The organism is Halopseudomonas pelagia (assembly GCF_009497895.1).
GTDB lineage: Bacteria > Pseudomonadota > Gammaproteobacteria > Pseudomonadales > Pseudomonadaceae > Halopseudomonas > Halopseudomonas pelagia_A.
The window spans coordinates 3,991,921-4,010,192 of record NZ_CP033116.1 but is presented as its reverse complement, the minus strand read 5'-3'; the positions used below and the strand labels follow the sequence as shown (position 1 = coordinate 4,010,192).

The 18,272-nt window shown below is 59.9% G+C and carries 18 protein-coding genes and 1 tRNA gene; 6 read left to right on the top strand and 13 right to left on the bottom strand.

What is annotated here, in order from left to right:
* Positions 1-12 precede the first annotated feature (12 nt).
* From EAO82_RS18420 to EAO82_RS18365, 12 genes are read right to left on the bottom strand one after another with little or no spacing between them, the layout of a single operon-like run.
* Positions 13-2,328, bottom strand: coding sequence for an MMPL family transporter (locus EAO82_RS18420; protein ID WP_096345239.1), 2,316 nt, complete (start codon positions 2,326-2,328; stop codon positions 13-15).
* Positions 2,325-2,894: a LolA-related protein gene (locus EAO82_RS18415; protein WP_096345238.1), complete on the bottom strand. Its 570-nt coding sequence runs from the start codon at positions 2,892-2,894 to the stop codon at positions 2,325-2,327. The genes EAO82_RS18420 and EAO82_RS18415 overlap by 4 nt, the downstream gene beginning before the upstream one ends.
* On the bottom strand, positions 2,891-3,331 hold the full coding sequence (locus tag EAO82_RS18410; RefSeq protein ID WP_096345237.1) for an acyl-CoA thioesterase: 441 nt from the start codon (positions 3,329-3,331) through the stop codon (positions 2,891-2,893). The genes EAO82_RS18415 and EAO82_RS18410 overlap by 4 nt, the downstream gene beginning before the upstream one ends.
* Positions 3,321-4,883, bottom strand: coding sequence for a histidine ammonia-lyase (gene hutH / locus EAO82_RS18405; protein WP_096345236.1), 1,563 nt, complete (start codon positions 4,881-4,883; stop codon positions 3,321-3,323). The genes EAO82_RS18410 and hutH overlap by 11 nt, the downstream gene beginning before the upstream one ends.
* Positions 4,867-5,808 carry a glycosyl transferase gene (locus tag EAO82_RS18400; protein WP_096345235.1) on the bottom strand — a complete coding sequence of 314 codons (942 nt, stop codon included), beginning with the start codon at positions 5,806-5,808 and terminating at the stop codon, positions 4,867-4,869. The genes hutH and EAO82_RS18400 overlap by 17 nt, the downstream gene beginning before the upstream one ends.
* Complete coding sequence (locus tag EAO82_RS18395) at positions 5,805-6,551, bottom strand: glycosyltransferase family 2 protein (protein WP_096345234.1); 747 nt, start codon at positions 6,549-6,551, stop codon at positions 5,805-5,807. The genes EAO82_RS18400 and EAO82_RS18395 overlap by 4 nt, the downstream gene beginning before the upstream one ends.
* On the bottom strand, positions 6,548-8,230 hold the full coding sequence (locus tag EAO82_RS18390) for an AMP-binding protein (protein WP_096345233.1): 1,683 nt from the start codon (positions 8,228-8,230) through the stop codon (positions 6,548-6,550). Before EAO82_RS18390 ends, EAO82_RS18395 begins: the two co-directional genes overlap by 4 nt.
* Positions 8,227-8,763, bottom strand: coding sequence for a hypothetical protein (locus EAO82_RS18385; RefSeq protein WP_096345232.1), 537 nt, complete (start codon positions 8,761-8,763; stop codon positions 8,227-8,229). Before EAO82_RS18385 ends, EAO82_RS18390 begins: the two co-directional genes overlap by 4 nt.
* 2 nt (positions 8,764-8,765) lie before the next feature.
* Positions 8,766-9,029, bottom strand: a complete 264-nt coding sequence (locus tag EAO82_RS18380; RefSeq protein ID WP_231703242.1) for an acyl carrier protein — start codon at positions 9,027-9,029, stop codon at positions 8,766-8,768.
* Positions 9,019-9,249 carry a phosphopantetheine-binding protein gene (locus EAO82_RS18375; protein WP_321540955.1) on the bottom strand — a complete coding sequence of 77 codons (231 nt, stop codon included), beginning with the start codon at positions 9,247-9,249 and terminating at the stop codon, positions 9,019-9,021. The genes EAO82_RS18380 and EAO82_RS18375 overlap by 11 nt, the downstream gene beginning before the upstream one ends.
* Positions 9,224-10,048, bottom strand: a complete 825-nt coding sequence (locus EAO82_RS18370) for a lysophospholipid acyltransferase family protein (RefSeq protein ID WP_096345229.1) — start codon at positions 10,046-10,048, stop codon at positions 9,224-9,226. Before EAO82_RS18370 ends, EAO82_RS18375 begins: the two co-directional genes overlap by 26 nt.
* A complete protein-coding gene (locus EAO82_RS18365) occupies positions 10,045-10,713 on the bottom strand; it encodes a beta-ketoacyl synthase chain length factor (RefSeq protein WP_096345228.1) in 669 nt (222 codons plus the stop codon). The genes EAO82_RS18370 and EAO82_RS18365 overlap by 4 nt, the downstream gene beginning before the upstream one ends.
* A 362-nt stretch (positions 10,714-11,075) precedes the next feature.
* Here EAO82_RS18365 and EAO82_RS18360 point away from each other — a divergent pair, with 362 nt between their 5' ends.
* Positions 11,076-11,396, top strand: coding sequence for a DUF2388 domain-containing protein (locus tag EAO82_RS18360; RefSeq protein WP_096345227.1), 321 nt, complete (start codon positions 11,076-11,078; stop codon positions 11,394-11,396).
* A gap of 111 nt (positions 11,397-11,507) precedes the next feature.
* Positions 11,508-13,430: a DUF4105 domain-containing protein gene (locus tag EAO82_RS18355; RefSeq protein WP_096345226.1), complete on the top strand. Its 1,923-nt coding sequence runs from the start codon at positions 11,508-11,510 to the stop codon at positions 13,428-13,430.
* Between the two features lie 100 nt (positions 13,431-13,530).
* On the opposite strand, the gene EAO82_RS18350 is transcribed toward EAO82_RS18355, so the two are convergent.
* Positions 13,531-13,617, bottom strand: a tRNA-Leu gene (locus tag EAO82_RS18350).
* Between the two features lie 149 nt (positions 13,618-13,766).
* Between EAO82_RS18350 and queA the strand changes: the two genes are divergently transcribed.
* Genes queA through secD form a run of 4 tightly spaced genes read left to right on the top strand, consistent with a single transcriptional unit; the run spans position 13,767 to position 18,262 of the window.
* Entirely contained in the window at positions 13,767-14,816 is a 1,050-nt protein-coding gene (gene queA / locus EAO82_RS18345; protein WP_096345225.1) for a tRNA preQ1(34) S-adenosylmethionine ribosyltransferase-isomerase QueA, read from the top strand.
* A 5-nt stretch (positions 14,817-14,821) separates the two neighbouring features.
* Positions 14,822-15,940 carry a tRNA guanosine(34) transglycosylase Tgt gene (gene tgt, locus EAO82_RS18340; RefSeq protein ID WP_096345288.1) on the top strand — a complete coding sequence of 373 codons (1,119 nt, stop codon included), beginning with the start codon at positions 14,822-14,824 and terminating at the stop codon, positions 15,938-15,940.
* A gap of 60 nt (positions 15,941-16,000) precedes the next feature.
* Entirely contained in the window at positions 16,001-16,333 is a 333-nt protein-coding gene (yajC, locus tag EAO82_RS18335) for a preprotein translocase subunit YajC (RefSeq protein WP_096345224.1), read from the top strand.
* A gap of 60 nt (positions 16,334-16,393) precedes the next feature.
* A complete protein-coding gene (gene secD / locus EAO82_RS18330) occupies positions 16,394-18,262 on the top strand; it encodes a protein translocase subunit SecD (RefSeq protein WP_096345287.1) in 1,869 nt (622 codons plus the stop codon).
* The last annotated feature ends 10 nt before the right edge of the window (positions 18,263-18,272 follow it).

Sequence of the window (18,272 nt, the reverse complement as noted above, 5' to 3'; positions counted from 1 at the left end):
GTGGCTTTCCTGTCAAAGGGTGGATGAATGTGCTGATGAGCGATCGGGTAAATGCGCCAGCGTTCCGCCGGCCCTGGCGAAAGGGACCAAGAGCCAGGTGCAGGTCAGGCCAATCAGGCAGGTAGTGCCCATCTGCGCCAAGGCTGGGGTACTGCTGAGTGCCAGTAATCCGAACGCCAGCAGGCTGGAGCTACAGGACAAGGTTACCGCCAGCCAGGCTGCGCGGCTGTCTGCGTGCTCGACGCTGAAGATGCCAGCGTCCAGGCCAATGCCCAGTACCAGGAGTAAACCCAGCAGGTGGAATAGCGTGAGCCCGGTAGACCCGGCAGCAAAAATGCCCAGGGTCAGAAGCACGGCGCCGACCGGCGGCAAGAGGACGCGCCAGGCTGCCGTGCGATAACGCCAGGCAAACACCAGGGTCAGGCCGAGGACCGCAGCGGCCAGCCAGAGCGCGATAGTGTTGCGCAGATGGCTGAACTGCTGGCTGAGCCGCTCCAGGGTATCCTGAAACACGACGCCATCCTGTTGCGCCAACTGCTGAATCTGGCCCAGCGCCGCCGCATCCATGTCGCCCAGCGCGATGATCGCCGCTGGTGTGGACTCCGCCGTGGACGCAATCCACAAGGCCTGATCACGTTGGCCCAGCGGCGACGCCAACCACTGTTCAATACTCAGGGGCTGAGCTTGCTCGGTGGCCTGCATCATCTGTTCGGCCATGGCAGGCGCAAGCCCGGCCTTGCTGAAAAACAGTGGCAATGCACTCGCGTAGCGTTGTTTGATCAGCTGAAGATTGTTCTGCTGGGTGGTGGCGGACGGGACCGCCTGGGCGATATGCCGGTAGTAGTCGAGTGTGCCGTTGGCGGCCAGATCGGCGAGCACATTGTCCAGCTGTTCGAGTTTTTCCAGCACAGCGGTTTGATCGGGCGCACTGACCAGCAGGTAGCGCCGGCCACTGGGTCCGCCGACCATCGCCTGAACCTGTTGCTGTTCGTTGATCAACTCAACGGGAGAGGTATTGAGCTGCCGCAGGTCATTGCTGCCCTTCAACCCGGTAAGTATCAGCGCTGCCGAGAGCAAAGCCAGCGCGGCCAGTATCACCCAGGGGTAGCGCGCGCCGGCGGGCAACTGCAGCAAAGCCAGTTTGTTGGCCAGGCGCAGGGTCGCGGGATGATGCTGCACTGAGAGCCTGGGTAGCCAGAGCCGCACGGTGATCCAGGAGCCAAGCAATCCCAGGAGCGCAAAAGTCGCCATCTGCCGCAGACCCGGCAGTGGGGTCGCTAGCTGCACCAGGTAGGCCGCCAAGCTTGATAGCAGCCCCAGGGCAAGGGCCGGCCAGAGCCGCGATAAGGGTCGCTCGGGATTCAGGCTGCGCGCGCATTGCAGGTGCAATGCGTAGTCGATGGCGACGCCAATCAGGCTGGCGCCGAAAGCCAGCGTCAGCAGATTCAGCGTGCCAAAAATCAGCCAGGTTAAAGGCAGCGCAAACAACAGCCCGCATGCCAGGGGCACCAGCAGGCTGAGTAATGTACGAACATGGCGGAACACCAGCCACAGTAGGGCGAGGATGCCCAACAATGAGCCTAGCCCGATGCTGGATATTTCCTGGCGAGCCTGCGAGGCGCCGGCAGCGGCGTGAAAAACCAGCCCGGCACGTAGCAGCGGTGTGTCGGGATAGCTGGTCTGAAAGGCGTCCAGGCTAGCGCCGAGCCGTTGCTGCAACTGCAGATCATAAGGGCTGCCGGTCAGCAGGCCGGAGACCATCAACCAGGACTCGCCGTCCTGGCGGAATGCAGGGAATTCACCGGTCAGTTGCAAAGGCCCCAATTGCTGATTGATCCAGGCGTCGAGCAAGCCGAATGGATCTTTTCGCAGCTCGCTCTCAAGCCCCGGGGTATACAGGCGGCTGACGGCCCGATCAGCCCAGGTTTGCGCATCAGCATCGGCCAGGGATTTGGCCAGCAGATGGTAGCGTTGCGCTGATAGCCCGGCATTGGGCGGCGCTAGTTGTTCCGCCGGGGCAGGCTGCAAAACTCGGTTGGCGCGCAGCTGTTGCAGCAACTGGCTGGCCTGGTCTGCGGAGGCTTCGCCACCCACCAGGATGATCAAACGGTTTTCGAACGCGCTGGTCAATTGGCCCTCGGCCTGCTCGACCAATACCGCCTGGGGGCTATCCGGTAACAGGCTGGTGATGCGCGTGTCCCAGGCTGAACCGGTAGTGATCTGAATGCAGAGCAAGAGAGCACAGGCCAGCAGAATAATGGCCCACACCCAGGCACCTGCGCGTTCCGCCGGGCTGGCCTGCAAGTCGCTCTGGGTGCTTTCGCTCATGGTGCCTGCGGCGCTGGGTCCGGCTCACAGCTGGCCGGGGTCAGGTCGATATTCAGGCGATCGCCGTCAGCGAAGGCCATGGCGATGTGTTCGAGTTGCTGCCCACCTTTTACCTGAATTGACAGCAGGGTCGCCGCCACGCGGCTATCCAAAGGTGTGAGCCTGGCAGCCCAGCTTGAAAGTTCACCATCGGTGACGATCTGGAAGTGGTCCTGCAAACGCTGCCAGTCGCCTTCAAGCAATGCGGTCATTACCGGTAGCAGCATCCGATAGCCAGGAGGGAGTTCGGTATTGTCCTGGCTTAGACGGATCTCGGTGCGGACTGGTGTTTCCGTGCGCCAGATGAGCGCCTGGTCCAGACGCTGAAAGCTTCCGCTGCTGGGCAAATCCAGCTCGAAGTCGGCAAGCCAGCGGTTCTGCTGAAAAGTGCCGCATTCAGGGCTGTGTTGCGCCAGCTGCTGACTCAAAGCCGCGGCATCCGGTGCGGCCTGGGCCATCGTGGCGGCCAGGATGCTGCAGGCGAACACAATCGCGGGGTGCGCACAGCGATGGGTGAAAGGCGTCATGCGGCTGTGTCCTGCCAGGCCAGCAACCGGTCGATCAGAATCTGCGGCGAAGCCAGGCGCATTTCCATATCCTCGATGCCGACGGCGACCTGCACGCTCCAGGCACGGGTCAGGCGTTTGCGCGTGGCCGCGTCGCGAATGGTGTAATCGATCTTGAGGCGATGCTCCCACTCGACCAGTCTGGCTTCGATGATGATTTTCTGAGTAAACACCAGCGGTGCGGCGTAACGCAGGCGCAAGTCGATTACCGGCCAGGCAAAGCCGGATGCGCGCATTTCCATATAATTGTAATTGATCCGATCCAGCAGCGCGCAGCGGGCGATCTCGAGGTAGCGCACATAATGTCCGTGCCAAACGATCTGCATCATATCCACATCGTGGAAAGGGATGGTCATGTCGATTTCGCAAACGGGTAAGGGTCTTTGGTCAGGCGTCATAGAGGTTCCAGCAACGTTGGCGAATAAGATCACAGAGCAGACGCAACTCGCGCTCCAGGGCGCGGTCCTCGGCTAACGGAGGAAAATGCGCGCGGCACTGGTGCACAAAGGATTGTAAATCGGCAGGCGGTGGTGCGGTGTCCTGCAATTGACTGCGCAGCTCCATGCCCTGACAGGCTGCGTGCAACGAGGCCGCGGCGACCTGCTCTACCAAAGTGAGCACGCGAAGCGCATCGCGGGCGGCGATGGTGCCCATGCTCACCTTGTCTTGATTGTGGCATTCGGTGGAGCGCGAAAAAACGCTGGCCGGCATGGTCAGTTTGAGCGCTTCTGCGGTCCAGGCCGAGGCGCCGATCTGCACGGCCTTGTAACCATGGTTGAGCGCTGCTCGCTCGGGGCTTGCACCGCTGAGATTGCTTGGCAGGCCGTGGTTGAAGCGCACGTCGACCAGTTGCGCCAGTTGGCGATCGAGCAGGTCGGCGATATTGGCACAGGCCTGCTTCATGCTATCCATCGCGAAGGCGATATGACCCCCATAAAAATGCCCGCCGTGCATGACTTTTTCTTGCTCGGCATCAATCAGCGGATTGTCGTTCGCGCTATTCAGTTCGGTTTCCAGAAACTGGCGCCACCAGGGCATCGCGTCTTCCACTACGCCGATCACGTGGGGTGCGCAGCGGGTGGAATAGCGGTCCTGCAGCCGAGCGGAATTGCGCGGCGTGCTGGCTGCGTGCAGATCAGCGCTTATGCGCGCAGCCACCCGGTTTTGCCCCGGGTGTGGTTTGGCAGCAAACAGATCCGCGTCGAAATGGTAGGGGTTGCCGTCCAGTGCATACACGGCCATGGCGGTAATCCGCGAGGCCAGTTGCGTCAGGTAGCTGCAGCGGGTGAATGCTAGAACGCTCAGCGCCGTCATCACCGCGGTGCCGTTCATCAGCGCCAGGCCTTCCTTGGGCTTGAGGCGGTAAGGCGTTTGCCCTAGCTCGGCGAACACCTCGGCAGTGGGCCGCCGCTCGCCGCCGACCAGCACTTCACGTTCGCCACAGAGTACTGCGGCCAGATACGAAAGAGGCGTCAGGTCGCCGCTGGCGCCAACCGAGCCTTCCTCCGGAATCACTGGCATGACGTCGTGCTGCAACAACCACACCAGGCGCTCGAGCAGTTCCACGCACACGCCGGAGTAGCCGCGGCACAGTGATACCAGGCGCACCATCACCACGGCGCGTGCTGCCTCGTGCGAGAGTATTTCACCGAGCCCGCAGCCGTGAAAGGTATACAGCTGGCGCGGCAGGTCTTCCATGTCGGCGCTGGGTACAAGCCGGGTGCAGGAATCGCCATAGCCGGTAGTCACGCCATAGATAACGCCATCTTCGGCCAGCAGTTTTTCCAGGAAGGCGCTGCCGCGCGTGATGCGTTCCCGGAAGGCTGGCGCGGATGACAGCACTACCTGGCAGCGGCCTTCGGCAACCGCTTGCACTTGCTCCAGGCTGACCTCTGAACCGTCGAGGGTCAGCACGGCGCTTGCGGTCAGGGGGTCAGGCAATATCGTCATTGGGGTGTCCACTATCGTTCAGCCAGAAGGGGTAGAAGTTAAACCATTGCAGCGGATGGCGGCGGACGGTGACCGCCAGCGTGTCGGCGTAGCGCTGCATCGCATCGGCAATCCAGGCGTCGCGCTCTTTGCGCGGCAAGGCGCAGGTGTCGTCGAAAGGTGTGAAGTCGATCTGGAAGTGATGGCCGTCGCGCACACAGCTGAGCAGGTATACCGGGCACTTGAGCAGTGCCGCGAGCAGAAAGGGGCCTTCGGGGAAGAGCGCCTGATCGCCGAGAAAAGATAGCGCGCGCATCCGCTCGCCTGACACCGGGATACGATCGGCGGCAATCACGATGAAACCACCGCGGCTGATGCGTTCGGCCATCTCCTGCGCGGTAGCGGGGGTGATTTCCGTCACCTCAAGTATGTCGGGCCGCGCCTGGCCGGTGACCTTTTCCAGCATCAGGTTGAATTTGCCGGCATTGCGCGTGTGCATCAGCACCGTCATATCCAGAGCGGGATGGTAGCGGGCCAGCGAGTTGGCGATATCCAGGTTGCCGTGATGGGCTACCAGAACGATCCCGCCACGGCCCTGGGCAATGCTGGAGCTAAAGCGGTCAAAGCCGTCTCCCCGCAAACGCTGCTTGGCAATTGCACCGCTCCAGGCCTCGACCTTGTCCATCAGCGCACTACCAAAGCTGAGAAAATGCCGGTAGCTGCGCCACCAGCGTGCCGCGGGTCGGTGGGTCAGTTCCGGATCAAGCCGCACCAGGTAGCGTTGCGAAGCCTGTCGAGCGGTACTCTGTGTGAGGAAATACCACAGAATGACCGGCCAGAGCACGATCTGGAAGGGCCAGCGACCTAGCCGCCGCTGCACAAAGACCATGATCTGCATGCCAACAATGGTGCCGCTCTCGCCGATCTTCGCCCAGTGTGTGCTCATGCTGCGCTGCGCTTGAAACGCTGGTGCAGTAACCACGGCAAGCGCACCAGCATGCCGAAAAACAAACGCGCATGCATGGCGCTGATCAGCGCGTTATCGCGCCAGAGCTGAAAGTGGCTGACCCCGTCCAGCGGGTAATGTACGCGCACGGGAAGGTTGGCAACCGCACCGCCTGCCCAGTGCCAGCGCACCAGTATTTCGGTGTCAAAGGCCATGCGGTTGCCGCAGGGGGTTTTGGCCAGCAACTGATTGATGGCAGCCACGGGATAGAGTCGCGCGCCACACATGGAGTCGCGGATATCCAGCGAGAGCGTGTTGATCCAGACCCAGATGTGAGTGGCGTAGCGACCATAGAAGCGGATCGGCGACACGCTCTGGTCATAACGCGGGTAGCCGATCACCAGCGCCTGGGGCGTGCTGGCGAGCTGCTGAATGAACGCTGGTAGATCATCCCGGGCGTGCTGCCCATCAGCATCGATCTGCAACGCATGAGTAAACCCCAGTCGGCCAGCTTCGGCCAACCCGGCGCGCACTGCTGCGCCCTTGCCCTGGTTGCAGGGCAGACGCAGCAGATGGCAATGCTGGCTGGCCAACTGGTCGAGCACGGCGGCACAACGACTGTCGCTGCCATCGTCGATCAGCAGGATGGGTAGCTGCAGAGAGCGCATCTGCTCGACGACAGCCGTGATGCTGTCCGGGTGGTTATAGACCGGGATAAGAACGCATATCTTCAATGCGTTCATGGCTGCACATCCAGCGCGGCGAGTCGGATACGACCGCCGGCATGCTGCCCTTCAGCGGACTTGTACACAAAGCCAATGCCGTTTTCACGCCTGGTGAGCTCCAGCGTGAAGCGCATACCGGAGCGCAGCGGCCGCTGAAATTTCAACTGGTCAATGCCGTGAAAGCCACCTCGCGCGCCAAATGCTTGCTGCGCCAGCTGCATTGCCCATTGAACCAGGACCACGCCGGGCACCAGGGGGAATCGATCAAAATGCCCGTCGAGGTAGATCAGCTTCTCGGGTACCTCAAGCGTGAGCATCCGCACATCCTGGCTGATCACGGTTTCCGCCAGCCAGCGCGGGCTCTTGTGATCCTCTATGTCGTTGAACAATCGCTGGATCAGTCCGCGGTCCAGTTTACCCTGTGCATTACTGGGTAGCTCTTCCACAAACCGCCAGTAGCGGGGTAGGGTCACGGTTTCGAAGTGCGCCGCCAGAGCTGTGCGCACCTGTTGAATCAGCTGGCGTCGGGTTTCATGGTCCTGCGGCGCCTTTGCCGAGACCTGGATAATCGCGCCAAGTCGACCGTCAGGGCGGCCGAGCTCGACGCAGCGTGCCGCTTGAATGCCGTCTAGGGATTGCAGTGCCCTTTCCATTTGGTCCAGGGACAGGCGTTTGCCGGCCACTTTCACCAGCCGATCCTCCCGGCCCATCAGCATAAAGCCCTTGTCAGTCAGCGAGACCCTGTCTGGGTGTCGCCACCAGGTGTGCGGTGAATCAAGAAAGGGTGAGGTGAGTGCCAGGCAGCCGTCATCGACGCGGACGTTAACGCCGGGCAGAGGCGTCCACGGCAGCTCGGACTGTTGACGCCGCCAGGCAATGCCGCCGGTTTCGGTGCTGCCATAAATTTCGATCACCGGCGCTTTCAACAACTGTTCGGCATGCGCGGCGTGCTCCTGCGCCAGCGGTGCGCCGGATGACAGTATGCGCGACAGCCTGCCTGGCTCTGGCCACTGGGTGTGAGCGGGCAGGCGCGATAGCTGGGGTGGCGAGCTGACTAGGGTCACCTGCAATTGCGCTGCGCCCGCTTCGGCCAGGCGTTGGGCCAATACCTCGGGGAAATGGCAGTCCTTGCTGCAAAATGACCGACCGCTGCACAGTGGATGCAACACCCCGGTGAGCAGCCCATAAATATGCTGGTGACTGACCTGGGAAATCACCCCGGCTGATTCGTCCAGCGGCCACAGCTGGGCGTGCACGCGGAGCTCTTCATCCAGTTGCTGGAATGTTTTTGCCAGCGCCAGCGGCTCACCGCTGCTACCTGAAGTAAACAGCACTAATGCCCTGCGCTGATTGTCCAGGTGACTGGGCACTTGCGGCAGATGTTGCGCGATGGCCAGGCCGGGTGAATGCGGAATACGTCCATCTATGCTGCTTTGTATTCGCGCCAGTGTTTCCGGCCGATCATCGGCAGATAACACCGCTACTCGATCCGTCTCCCAGAGCGCGAGCAAAGCACTGCAAAAGGTCAGCGGGTCACGCTCGCATAAAAGCCATGCGCCCGCTGGCTGGTCTGCCAGCCAGTTCCGCCAGCGATCTGTTGCTGCCGCCAGAGCACCACTGTGCACCCAGTGATCCGGCAGGGTCGTTGCGGTTTGCGATCGGCGCCAGGGCAATGCGCTGAGTGGCAGGAAGCTCATACTGCTACCCTGCGTACGCGCCGCCGAATCAGCCACTCTCCGGCAAACATCAGGCCCATCAGCACATAGCTGATCAGGCCGTTATACAGCGCCCAGGTGGCCAGGTCCGCATACAGGACCGTCCAACCGGCAATAGCGCCATTGATGACGAAGAAGCCGCACCAGGCCCAGGTCACCTTCCTGGTGTAGCGCACGCCCTCGGCAGACAGATCCGGCTCCCGCAATCGAGCCAGTTGCTCGATCATGGGTTGCCCCTTCAGCAAGCTGGCGAAGAACAGGCAAAACATCAGGGTACTGACCGCGACCGGATAAGCGCGCATGCCAAACTCGGCGCGGCTGAACAGGCCCAGGACTATCAGCGCCGCTGCCGCGACCAGGGCAAGGTAACGCGCCTGGGGTACCCGCCAAACCAGCAGCAGGGCGCCGACGATCAGCAGCGGCCAGCTGCCGACTGAGTCGTGCAGCAGGTAGATCGCCAGCGGCCACGCCAGAATGGCCAGCGCGCCGAGCGCTTTTTTCAGACCTGCGTGCATGACTACTGCTGCATCAGTCGGGCGACGGCATTGACCACGTCATCTACCGTGCGCACGGCTTTGAAATCGTCCGGATTGATGCGCCGACCGGTAAACCGCTTGAGCTCGACGACCATATCCACCGCGTCGATGCTGTCGATATCCAGGTCTTCGTACAGGCGTGCGTCGGGCCGGATGGCGCTGGGGTCGATCTCAAACAGCTCCACCAGGGTGCCGCGCAGGAAGTCGAATATGGACTGGTTGGAATAGCTTGCTTCAGTTGACACGGCGGGCCTCCACGAGTGCAGTGAGTGCATTCAGGCTAGCAAAGTGGCTGCGGGTATCTTCGGCTTCCGCATCCAGTTTGATGCCATAGCGCTTTTGCAGCGCCAGGCCTAACTCCAGTGCATCTATCGAATCAAGGCCAAGCCCCTCCCCGAACAGCGGGGCTTGCGGATCAATGTCGTCCGGGGTGACGTCCTCAAGCTCCAGAGTGTCGATAATCATGTGCTTTATTTCCAGCGACAGGTTTTGTGTCTCGCTCATGGCGGAACTGCTCCAGTTCTTTGTTGAAATAATCGTTAAGCCAGCGGGTCAGTTCTACGGCCTGCTGTCTGGGCGGCTTTTGTTTATCCTGCTCAACGCGAAGATCTTCCATCACCTTCAGCTTTATATGGATCTGTTTTTCCGGGATGTGATACCAGGGTTCGCCCTTGGTCAGGGTAACCGGCTCACAGAGAATCAACACCGGCGTAATTGACGTGCCTGTGCGCAGAGCGATATTGGCGCCGCCGCGGCGGCAGTGCACCAGGCCCCCGGGCGCGGTACGGGTGCCTTCGGGAAACAGGATCAGCGAGTTGCCGCGGGTCATGCTCTGTTTAGCCGCAGCCAGAACGGTTTCCGGATTCGTATTGGTAATGTAACCGGCGGCCTTGATGGGGCCGCGGGTAAAGGGATTGTGCGCCAGAGCACCGTTGACTATGCAGTCTGCATGCCGGGTATAGGCAACAAGAAATATTACATCTATCAGTGACGGATGGTTCGCGATGATCAATAGTCCTGGCCGCTGCAGGAGCTCAATATTGCGCATCTCGTAGCGCAATACACCGAGCACACGCATGAGACCGATAAATGCGCGAAAGGCGAGCTGGATCAAACGTCGCATCCAGCGCTGTCGCGTTTCCGGCGCGCGCACCAGAATCAGCAGCGCTGGCGCAATGACAACGCCAATGATGACCCCGCCCAAGCCGAAAGTGGTAAAGGACAGGGCGGTACCCGCTCCGCGTCGCCACTGATCAAATGTCACGAATTCTCCAGGCGCCAGGATTGTCGGGCAGCTAACCAGGTATCAGGTGCCTCAAGCCAGGCCATGATGTCGAGCGGCGTGGGGTGCCCTGGCCGCGCGCATGGTGCGGAAACCAGTTTCCTGCCCAGGTGGGAGGTCAGTCTCATGGCCACAACACTCGGTTGTTCGCAATGCTCTGCATAGTCAGCATACTCAGCGGGCATCTCGCCTTCGGAAAGCACGACGATTACGGCTTTATGGCCGGTGGCAAGATAGCCTAGTGCCTCGCACATCAGCGCTTCGAACTCATCCCCCGCAGCACCCAAGGCCTGAATCGGGCTGTGATGTTTGCGCGCTATGGAATAAACGCCCATCACAGCGTTGTGTACAGACATGGAAAAACGCGCAGGGGAGAGCTCATCCCCGCGAGCGAGCGAGGTCAGCATGTCTAGCGAGCTCGTCACATCACCATGGCGCGAAGCGTAAATGATCGGGTAATCGCCCGTGTGATCGAGCAGCGCCAGTATCTCGCATACAGCACGGCCTGCATTGTCCAGGCGACGTCTCAGCATGGCAGGCAATAGGGGAGTTCCGATCCGCGCGTCCAGATTATGGGCCGAGTCCGCGGGCAGAATCTGGTTGGCGCTCCAGCCTGCCCAGTCCTCAATGTAAAGGGATTGGCTCATCCGTGATCGCTGCTTTTTGGTGGCGTCAAAAGGTCGCCAAGTCTAACTGGTTCAGGTTAATGATGACCAGCCGAGCGTTATTACATTTTGTCATAATCTTCCTGGCCGATTGATTAGTTCAATTACCTGCCATGCATCGGCCTTGTAGCTCAGAACTTTAAGGTGCGAACAAAGTCAGATTCAACGACCGGGGGCAGGTTGTGAGCTGTTATCCAAGCCTGCTTGCCGGACCAGATATTTTGGCGACAGCAAATTGGTCGCCGGTAGCATGGTATGCAGGCTAAACTGATACCGAGTAAACCGATAAATCATCGGTGAGTTGGTCCGCAATAAGCGGGCTTGATCTTTATTAAGGAGTTTTCATGAAAATTCGTTCTGTAATTCTTGCAGCTGGTTTGATCGGTTTTTCTGCAGTGGCCTCCGCCTCCAGCTTTGTGGGCACGACCAACGCGATAGGTTCCATCCTGGCCAATACGGCTAACGCCTTGGGCGATAGCACTGCTGCCACCTTCGGTTCAGACAAGGTCGTATTGCAGGCACGTGAAGATGCCGCCAGCTTCGTTGGTAGCAACGGTGATCTGCGTGGCGTCAATCTGGAAGCAGCTCTGGGTCATATTCGCCACCAGATGCCAGAGCTGCAAGCCAGCGACATGCAGCTGGCCGAGGCTATTCTTGCATTGTGATTACAGTCCTAGACGCTCGGTCTGATCAGGGCGCCAGCTCCATTGTTCTGTGACACGCGCCCCGCCCTCTGGCGGGGCGTTGCCTTGTGGGTCATTGCGACGAGCCTGGCGATGTTGCTATGGACCCCTGTCGCCCATTCGGCGTTGACTGTGCAGTTGGACAAGGCTGAATTGAGCGCTGAGCAGCTCCAGGCGACCCGGCAGCTGCTTGACGCCGCGCTCAAGGCATTACCATCACAGTTGGTGGTACAGCTGGAACGCAAGATTAATGTGCGTTGGTCGTCTGGTCTGCCAGAGAGCGTCATGGGCCGAGCGGGTTTTGACGGTCAAATACTGCTCAATCGGCGTTGGCTCGATGCACTCGTGCAGGCGGACGATAAGGCGCTGCCAGCAGGCCGTCAACACGATACGCTGCAGCGAGAACTGCAGGCGACACTCATACACGAGCTCGCGCACTTTTATGATCGCGGGCAATTCTGGGACGAAGAAGAGCGTAGGCAAGCGCGCTTTTGCGGCCAGCAGCACAGCAGTCTTGGCCCGGTTGGGTTACCCGTAGCCTGTCAGGGCAACTCTCAGCGGCAATTTACCCTCAGTGACGACCCCAGGCTCCTTGAGCTTGCCGGCTGGCCTGCGCGTATCGGTGGCCGAGGAGAAGTGGAGCGGCAGAACGATCAGTACCTGCGCACCCCGGATGCTTATGAGTTGAGCAATCCGCGCGAGTTTGTCGCGGTCAATCTTGAATATTTTCTGCTTGATCCCGAATATCGCTGCCGGCGGCCGGCGTTGCATGATTTTTTCACCGAACACTTTGGCTGGGCGCCCAGCGAGTCAGCTGACTGTGCTCCAGGCTTGTCTTTTGTCAATGGCGGCCTGGATCTTGATCGGCCGGCTTTGGGACAGCTCGATCCGGAGCGTATCTACCAGGTGCATTACCTGCTGGCCGAACCGGATGGCGCATTGGTCAGCCGCTGGGGGCACAGCATGCTGCGGGTGGTCATGTGCGCGCCCGGGCGAGAGCTGGGGCCTGAATGCCTGATGGATCTGGAGTACCATCTGGTGTTGTCTTTCCGCGCATTCGTTGATGACGTTCAATTATCCAGTTGGGATGGTCTGACTGGAGCTTATCCGTCGCGCTTGTTCATGCTGCCGTTGAGCCAGGTCGTCGATGAATACACCAAGGTTGAGTTACGCTCGTTGCAATCGCTGCCGCTGCGCTTGACCCGTGAGCAGCAAATCAGCCTGGTTCAGCGTGCCGCCGAGATGCACTGGGGCTACGACGGCACCTATTACTTCGTCAGCAACAACTGCGCCGTTGAGACGCTGAAACTGTTACGCAGCGGTACCGATCGTCTCGATATTCGCCGCATGGAAACAGTTACCCCTACCGGGCTGCGGGCGCTGCTCCAACACGCAGGTCTGGTGGACGAGTCAGTTGTGCAGGATCAGGCAGAAGCCCTGCGTCAGGGCTATTACTTTGATTCCTACCGTGAACGTTATCAGTTGATGTTCAGCTTGGCGCGCGAACGCCTGAATCTTCCGCAGCAACAGGTAGAGGATTGGCTTGGGGCAGCGCCGCAGGAACGGCGATCCTGGTTCAGTCGCGCGGACTATCGCACTGCTGCGGCCCTGTTGCTGCTGGAACAGGCAGCATTACGGCGCCAGATAATGTTGATCAAGCACGATTTGAAAGACCGTTATGTGTCTGGCCGGCGCATGGACGATGCGGCTTTGAACGAGACCGGAGAGCTTATGAGCGAGTTGCTGCGAGAAAGTGGCTTTCTCAGTCGCCCCGCAGAATTGCTTGAGACTGGCTATGGTTTGCCGCAGCGCCAGGAAAGGCAGGAGTTGAAGCAGGTCACTGACGAACGTCAGCAGGGGTTGCACGGGCTGGCAGTTCTGCTGGATGAGCGTGCGCTTGAGATGATCAGTGCTGAGCACCGCAGCGCGGTAGAAGCCAACCAGCAGAATATCACTCAGCTGGGCGCGCGGTTGCGCCAGTTGCATCATGAGTCTGGCGGGCTGGTGTTGCCTTAGCGCGAGTGCCCCGGTTTTAGCGCGGGCAATAAAAAAACCCGCTCAAGGCGGGCTTTTCGGGGTGTTTTGGGTCTTGCTGATACCACCTGAGAAGTTCAGATGGTGCCTCGAGGGAGAATCGAACTCCCACTCTGTCACCAGAAACGGATTTTGAATCCGCCGCGTCTACCAATTCCGCCATCGAGGCCTGTGCTTTCCAACAGACGGCGCGGAGTATACGAATCCCCAGGCTGTTCGGTCAATGCTGCTGAGCGAATAAGACGCGCTTTCTTTGGCCCGACCCGCGCATTTCCGCTACCATATGCCACCTTTTTACCTTCCGGAACCGCCGCCTGCATGCGTGTCAGTGATTTCCAGTTTGATTTACCCGACCGGCTGATTGCCCGTCATCCCCTGGCCGAGCGCCGGGCGAGCCGGCTGTTGTGCCTGGATGGCCCCAGCGGCGCGCTCGAGCATCGGCACTTTGCCGATCTGCTGGACTATCTGCGTCCGGGCGATCTGATGGTGTTCAACAACACTCGGGTCATCCCCGCGCGGTTGTTCGGGCGCAAGGAAAGCGGCGGGCAGTTGGAGGTTCTGGTCGAGCGCGTACTGGATGGCCGCCGTGTACTGGCGCATGTGCGTAGCAGCAAATCGCCCAAACCCGGTAGCCGAATTGTCCTGGACGACGGCACGCTGGCGACCATGCTGGCGCGTCACGACGCGCTGTTTGAGCTGGAGTTTGCCGAGGACGTGCTGCCGTTATTGGAGCGCATCGGCCATATGCCGCTGCCGCCGTATATCGATCGCGCCGACGAAGCGGCTGACCGTGAGCGTTATCAGACTGTCTATGCCGCCCGCGCCGGTGCGGTAGCCGCGCCCACAGCAGGGTTGCATTTTGATCAGGCGTTGTTGCAGGCGATTGCCGACCAGGGCGTGGAGACCGTGCAGGTCACCTTGCATGTTGGCGCTGGCACTTTTCAGCCGGTGCGGGTCGAGCGTATTGAAGATCATCACATGCACAGCGAGTGGCTGGAGGTCAGTCAAAACGTGGTCGACGCGGTGCGCGCCTGCAAGGCACGTGGCGGCAGGGTCATCGCGGTGGGTACTACCAGCGTACGCTCGCTGGAGACAGCCGCACGTTCGGGTGAAATCGAGCCTTTTGCCGGCGATACCAATATCTTCATCTATCCTGGCCGTCCCTTTCATGTGGTCGATGCACTGGTAACCAATTTTCACCTACCGGAGTCCACGTTATTGATGCTGGTCTCTGCCTTTGCCGGTTATGCCGAAACCATGGCTGCCTACCGCGCCGCGGTCGACAATGAATACCGCTTTTTCAGTTACGGTGATGCCATGTTCATCACCCGCAATCCGGCTGCGGCCGGCCCCGAGGATGCAGCATGAGTCACATGAGTTTCGAACTGCTGGCCACTGACGGCAAGGCTCGTCGCGGTCGGCTGACCTTTCCGCGCGGCGTGGTGGAAACCCCGGCCTTTATGCCAGTGGGCACCTACGGCACGGTGAAGGGCATGTTGCCGCGGGATGTGGAAGCCATCGGCGCGCAGATCGTGCTGGGCAACACCTTTCACCTGTGGCTGCGGCCCGGCACGGAAGTGATCAAGGCCCACGGCGACCTGCATGACTTCATGCAATGGCAGGGGCCGATACTCACGGACTCCGGCGGTTTCCAGGTGTTCAGCCTGGGCGCGATGCGCAAGATCAAGGAGGAGGGCGTGTATTTCTCCTCGCCGGTGGATGGCGCCAAGGTATTCATGGGCCCGGAAGAGTCGATGCAGGTGCAGCGGGATCTGGGCTCGGACATCGTGATGATCTTCGATGAATGTACGCCTTACCCGGCCGACGAAGATACCGCGCGCAAGTCTATGGAGCTGTCCCTGCGGTGGGCCAAGCGTTCCAAGGACGCGCACGGCGATAATCCTTCAGCTCTGTTTGGTATCGTGCAGGGCGGCATGCATGAAAACCTGCGGCTGCGCTCGCTAGAAGGCCTGAATGAAATCGGCTTCGACGGGTTGGCGATTGGCGGGCTGTCGGTGGGCGAACCGAAGGAGGAAATGATCAAGGTGCTGGATTATTTGCCAGGGCACATGCCTGCGGATAAGCCTCGCTACCTGATGGGCGTTGGCAAGCCGCAGGATCTGGTGGAAGGGGTCCGCCGCGGCGTCGATATGTTCGATTGCGTAATGCCCACGCGCAATGCCCGCAACGGTTACCTGTTCGTCGATAGTGGTGTGATCAAGATCCGTAACGCCGTGCACCGGCATGACACCAGCACCCTGGATCCGACCTGTGATTGTTACACCTGTCTGAATTTTTCCCGGGCTTACCTGCATCATCTGGATAAATGCGACGAGATGCTCGGCAGCATGCTCAATACCATCCATAACCTTCGCTACTATCAGCGGGTTATGGCTGGTTTGCGCGGTGCCATTCAAACAGGTACATTGAGCGCCTTTGTGGATGACTTCTATGCCCGCATCGGCCTCCCCGTACCTGAATTGGAGGTTTGACGTGCGCTTGGAAAGCCCCATTTACCCGTCTTCGCCGTTTCTCATCATTAGGAGTATTACATGAGCTTTTTCATCCCTGCTGCCATGGCCCAGACTGCCGAAGGTGCTGCACCCATGGGTGGTGGTTTTGAGTGGATTTTCCTGGTCGGTTTCCTGGTTATCTTCTATCTGATGATCTGGCGTCCCCAGGCCAAGCGCGCCAAAGAGCACAAAAACCTGCTCGGCGGCCTGACAGTTGGTGATGAAGTCGTGACCGGTGGCGGGATTCTCGGCAAGGTCAAGAAAGTCACTGACGAGTTCATCGTGCTGGAAGTGGGCGACGGTCAGGAACTGAAGTTCCAGAAAGGTTCCGTTGTGGCAGCATTGCCCAAGGGTACCTTGAAAGCCATTTGATCCTTACTTCTCACTTTATCCGGGCGCCTTCAGGCGCCCGGGTTGTTATCGGTCTTTGATATGCTCAACCGCTATCCCCTCTGGAAATACCTGCTGATTGTGGCCGTGCTGGTGCTGGGCCTGATCTATGCGATGCCTAATCTGTATCCGGATGATCCGGCCATCCAGATCTCGGGCGCCAGTTCTACTCAAACCATCGGTCAGCAGGATCTGGACCGTATTGAAGCGGCGCTAGCTGAGGCAGACATTGCCACCAAGGGCACGGATCTTGGCGACCAGGGTCGCTCCGGTCTGGTGCGGCTGGTTAATCGTTCGGATCAGCTTGGCGCTCAGGACGTGGTTCGGGACGCACTGGGTCAGGAGTTTGTCGTCGCGCAGAATCTGGCGCCGACCACTCCTGAGTGGTTGATGAATATCGGTGCCGGTCCCATGAAGCTGGGCTTGGATCTTTCCGGTGGTGTGCACTTCCTGCTGGAAGTGGACATGGACAAGGCCATCGAGGCGCGGGTCAATGTATATGAAAGCGAACTGCGCAACTTGCTGCGTGGCGAGCGGGTGCGCTATCGCAGCATGCCTAATCAGCGCAATGTACTGCAGTTCGGTTTTACCGATGCGGAGCAGCTGGATGACGCTCAACGCTTGATTTCCGCTGAATACAATCAGTTCCAGATGAGCACCACCACGCGCGATGAGCTGGAAGTGTTGCGTCTGACCCTGACCGATGCCGAGCTCGCAGAGATCCGCGAATACGCCATCAGCCAGAACCTGACGACAGTGCGTAACCGGGTAAACGAGTTGGGTGTGGCCGAGCCGCTGGTACAGCGTCAAGGCGCCAATCGGATTGTAGTTGAGCTGCCGGGCGTGCAAGACACCGCCGAGGCCAAGCGGATTCTGGGCAAGACGGCAAACCTTGAGTTCCGTCTGGCGGCCGAGCCGAATGCGCCCCGCGCGACAGTGGAATCATTCGAGTTCCGTGGCGGTGCGCGCCCACCTGCGGATGTCGAGCGTAGCATTATCCTCACTGGCGATCAGGTGACTGACGCCCAGTCCAATTTCGATGAAAATGGTCGCCCTCAGGTCAATATCGGTCTGGATGGGCACGGTGGTGACCTCATGACTCGGGCCACCCGCGATAACATCGGGCGTGGCATGGCGGTGATCTTCATCGAGCAGCGTCAGATTGCTCGCGAGGTTATGCAGGAAGTTGATGGCGAAATGCAAAGGGTAGAAGTTCCGGCCTTTGTCGAAGAGAAAGCCATCATCAGCCTGGCGACCATTCAAAGCACGCTGGGTAACCAGTTCCGGATTACCGGCCTGGATTCGCCGGGTGAAGCTTCAGAGTTGGCCTTGCTGCTGCGCGCCGGTGGTCTGGCCGCGCCAATGTATTTCGTTGAAGAGAGGACCATTGGGCCGAGCCTGGGTGCAGAGAACATCGCCAAGGGTATCACCGCTACACAGGTAGGTTTCCTCCTGGTACTGGTGTTCATGGTCGTGCTGTACAAGGGTTTCGGCGTCTATGCCGGCATCGCCCTGAGTTTCAACCTGGTTTTGCTGCTGGCGCTGATGTCTCTGCTCGGCGCAACCCTGACCCTGCCCGGTATTGCCGGTATCGTCCTGACCCTGGGTATGGCGGTGGATGCCAACGTGCTGATTTTCTCGCGGATCAAGGAGGAGATGGCCGCGGGTGTTTCCGCACAGCGGGCAATCCACGAAGGCTATGACAAGGCGTTCTCGGCGATTGTTGACGGTAACCTGACCACGTTGCTGGTGGGTGTGATCCTGTTTGCCATGGGCACCGGCCCGATCAAAGGTTTTGCGGTGACGCTCTCGTTGGGCATCATCACATCCATGTTCAGCGCGATCATGGTCACTCGTGCAATGGTCAATCTGACCACCGGCGGACGTGACATCAAGAAGTTGTGGCTGTGAGGAGCGCATC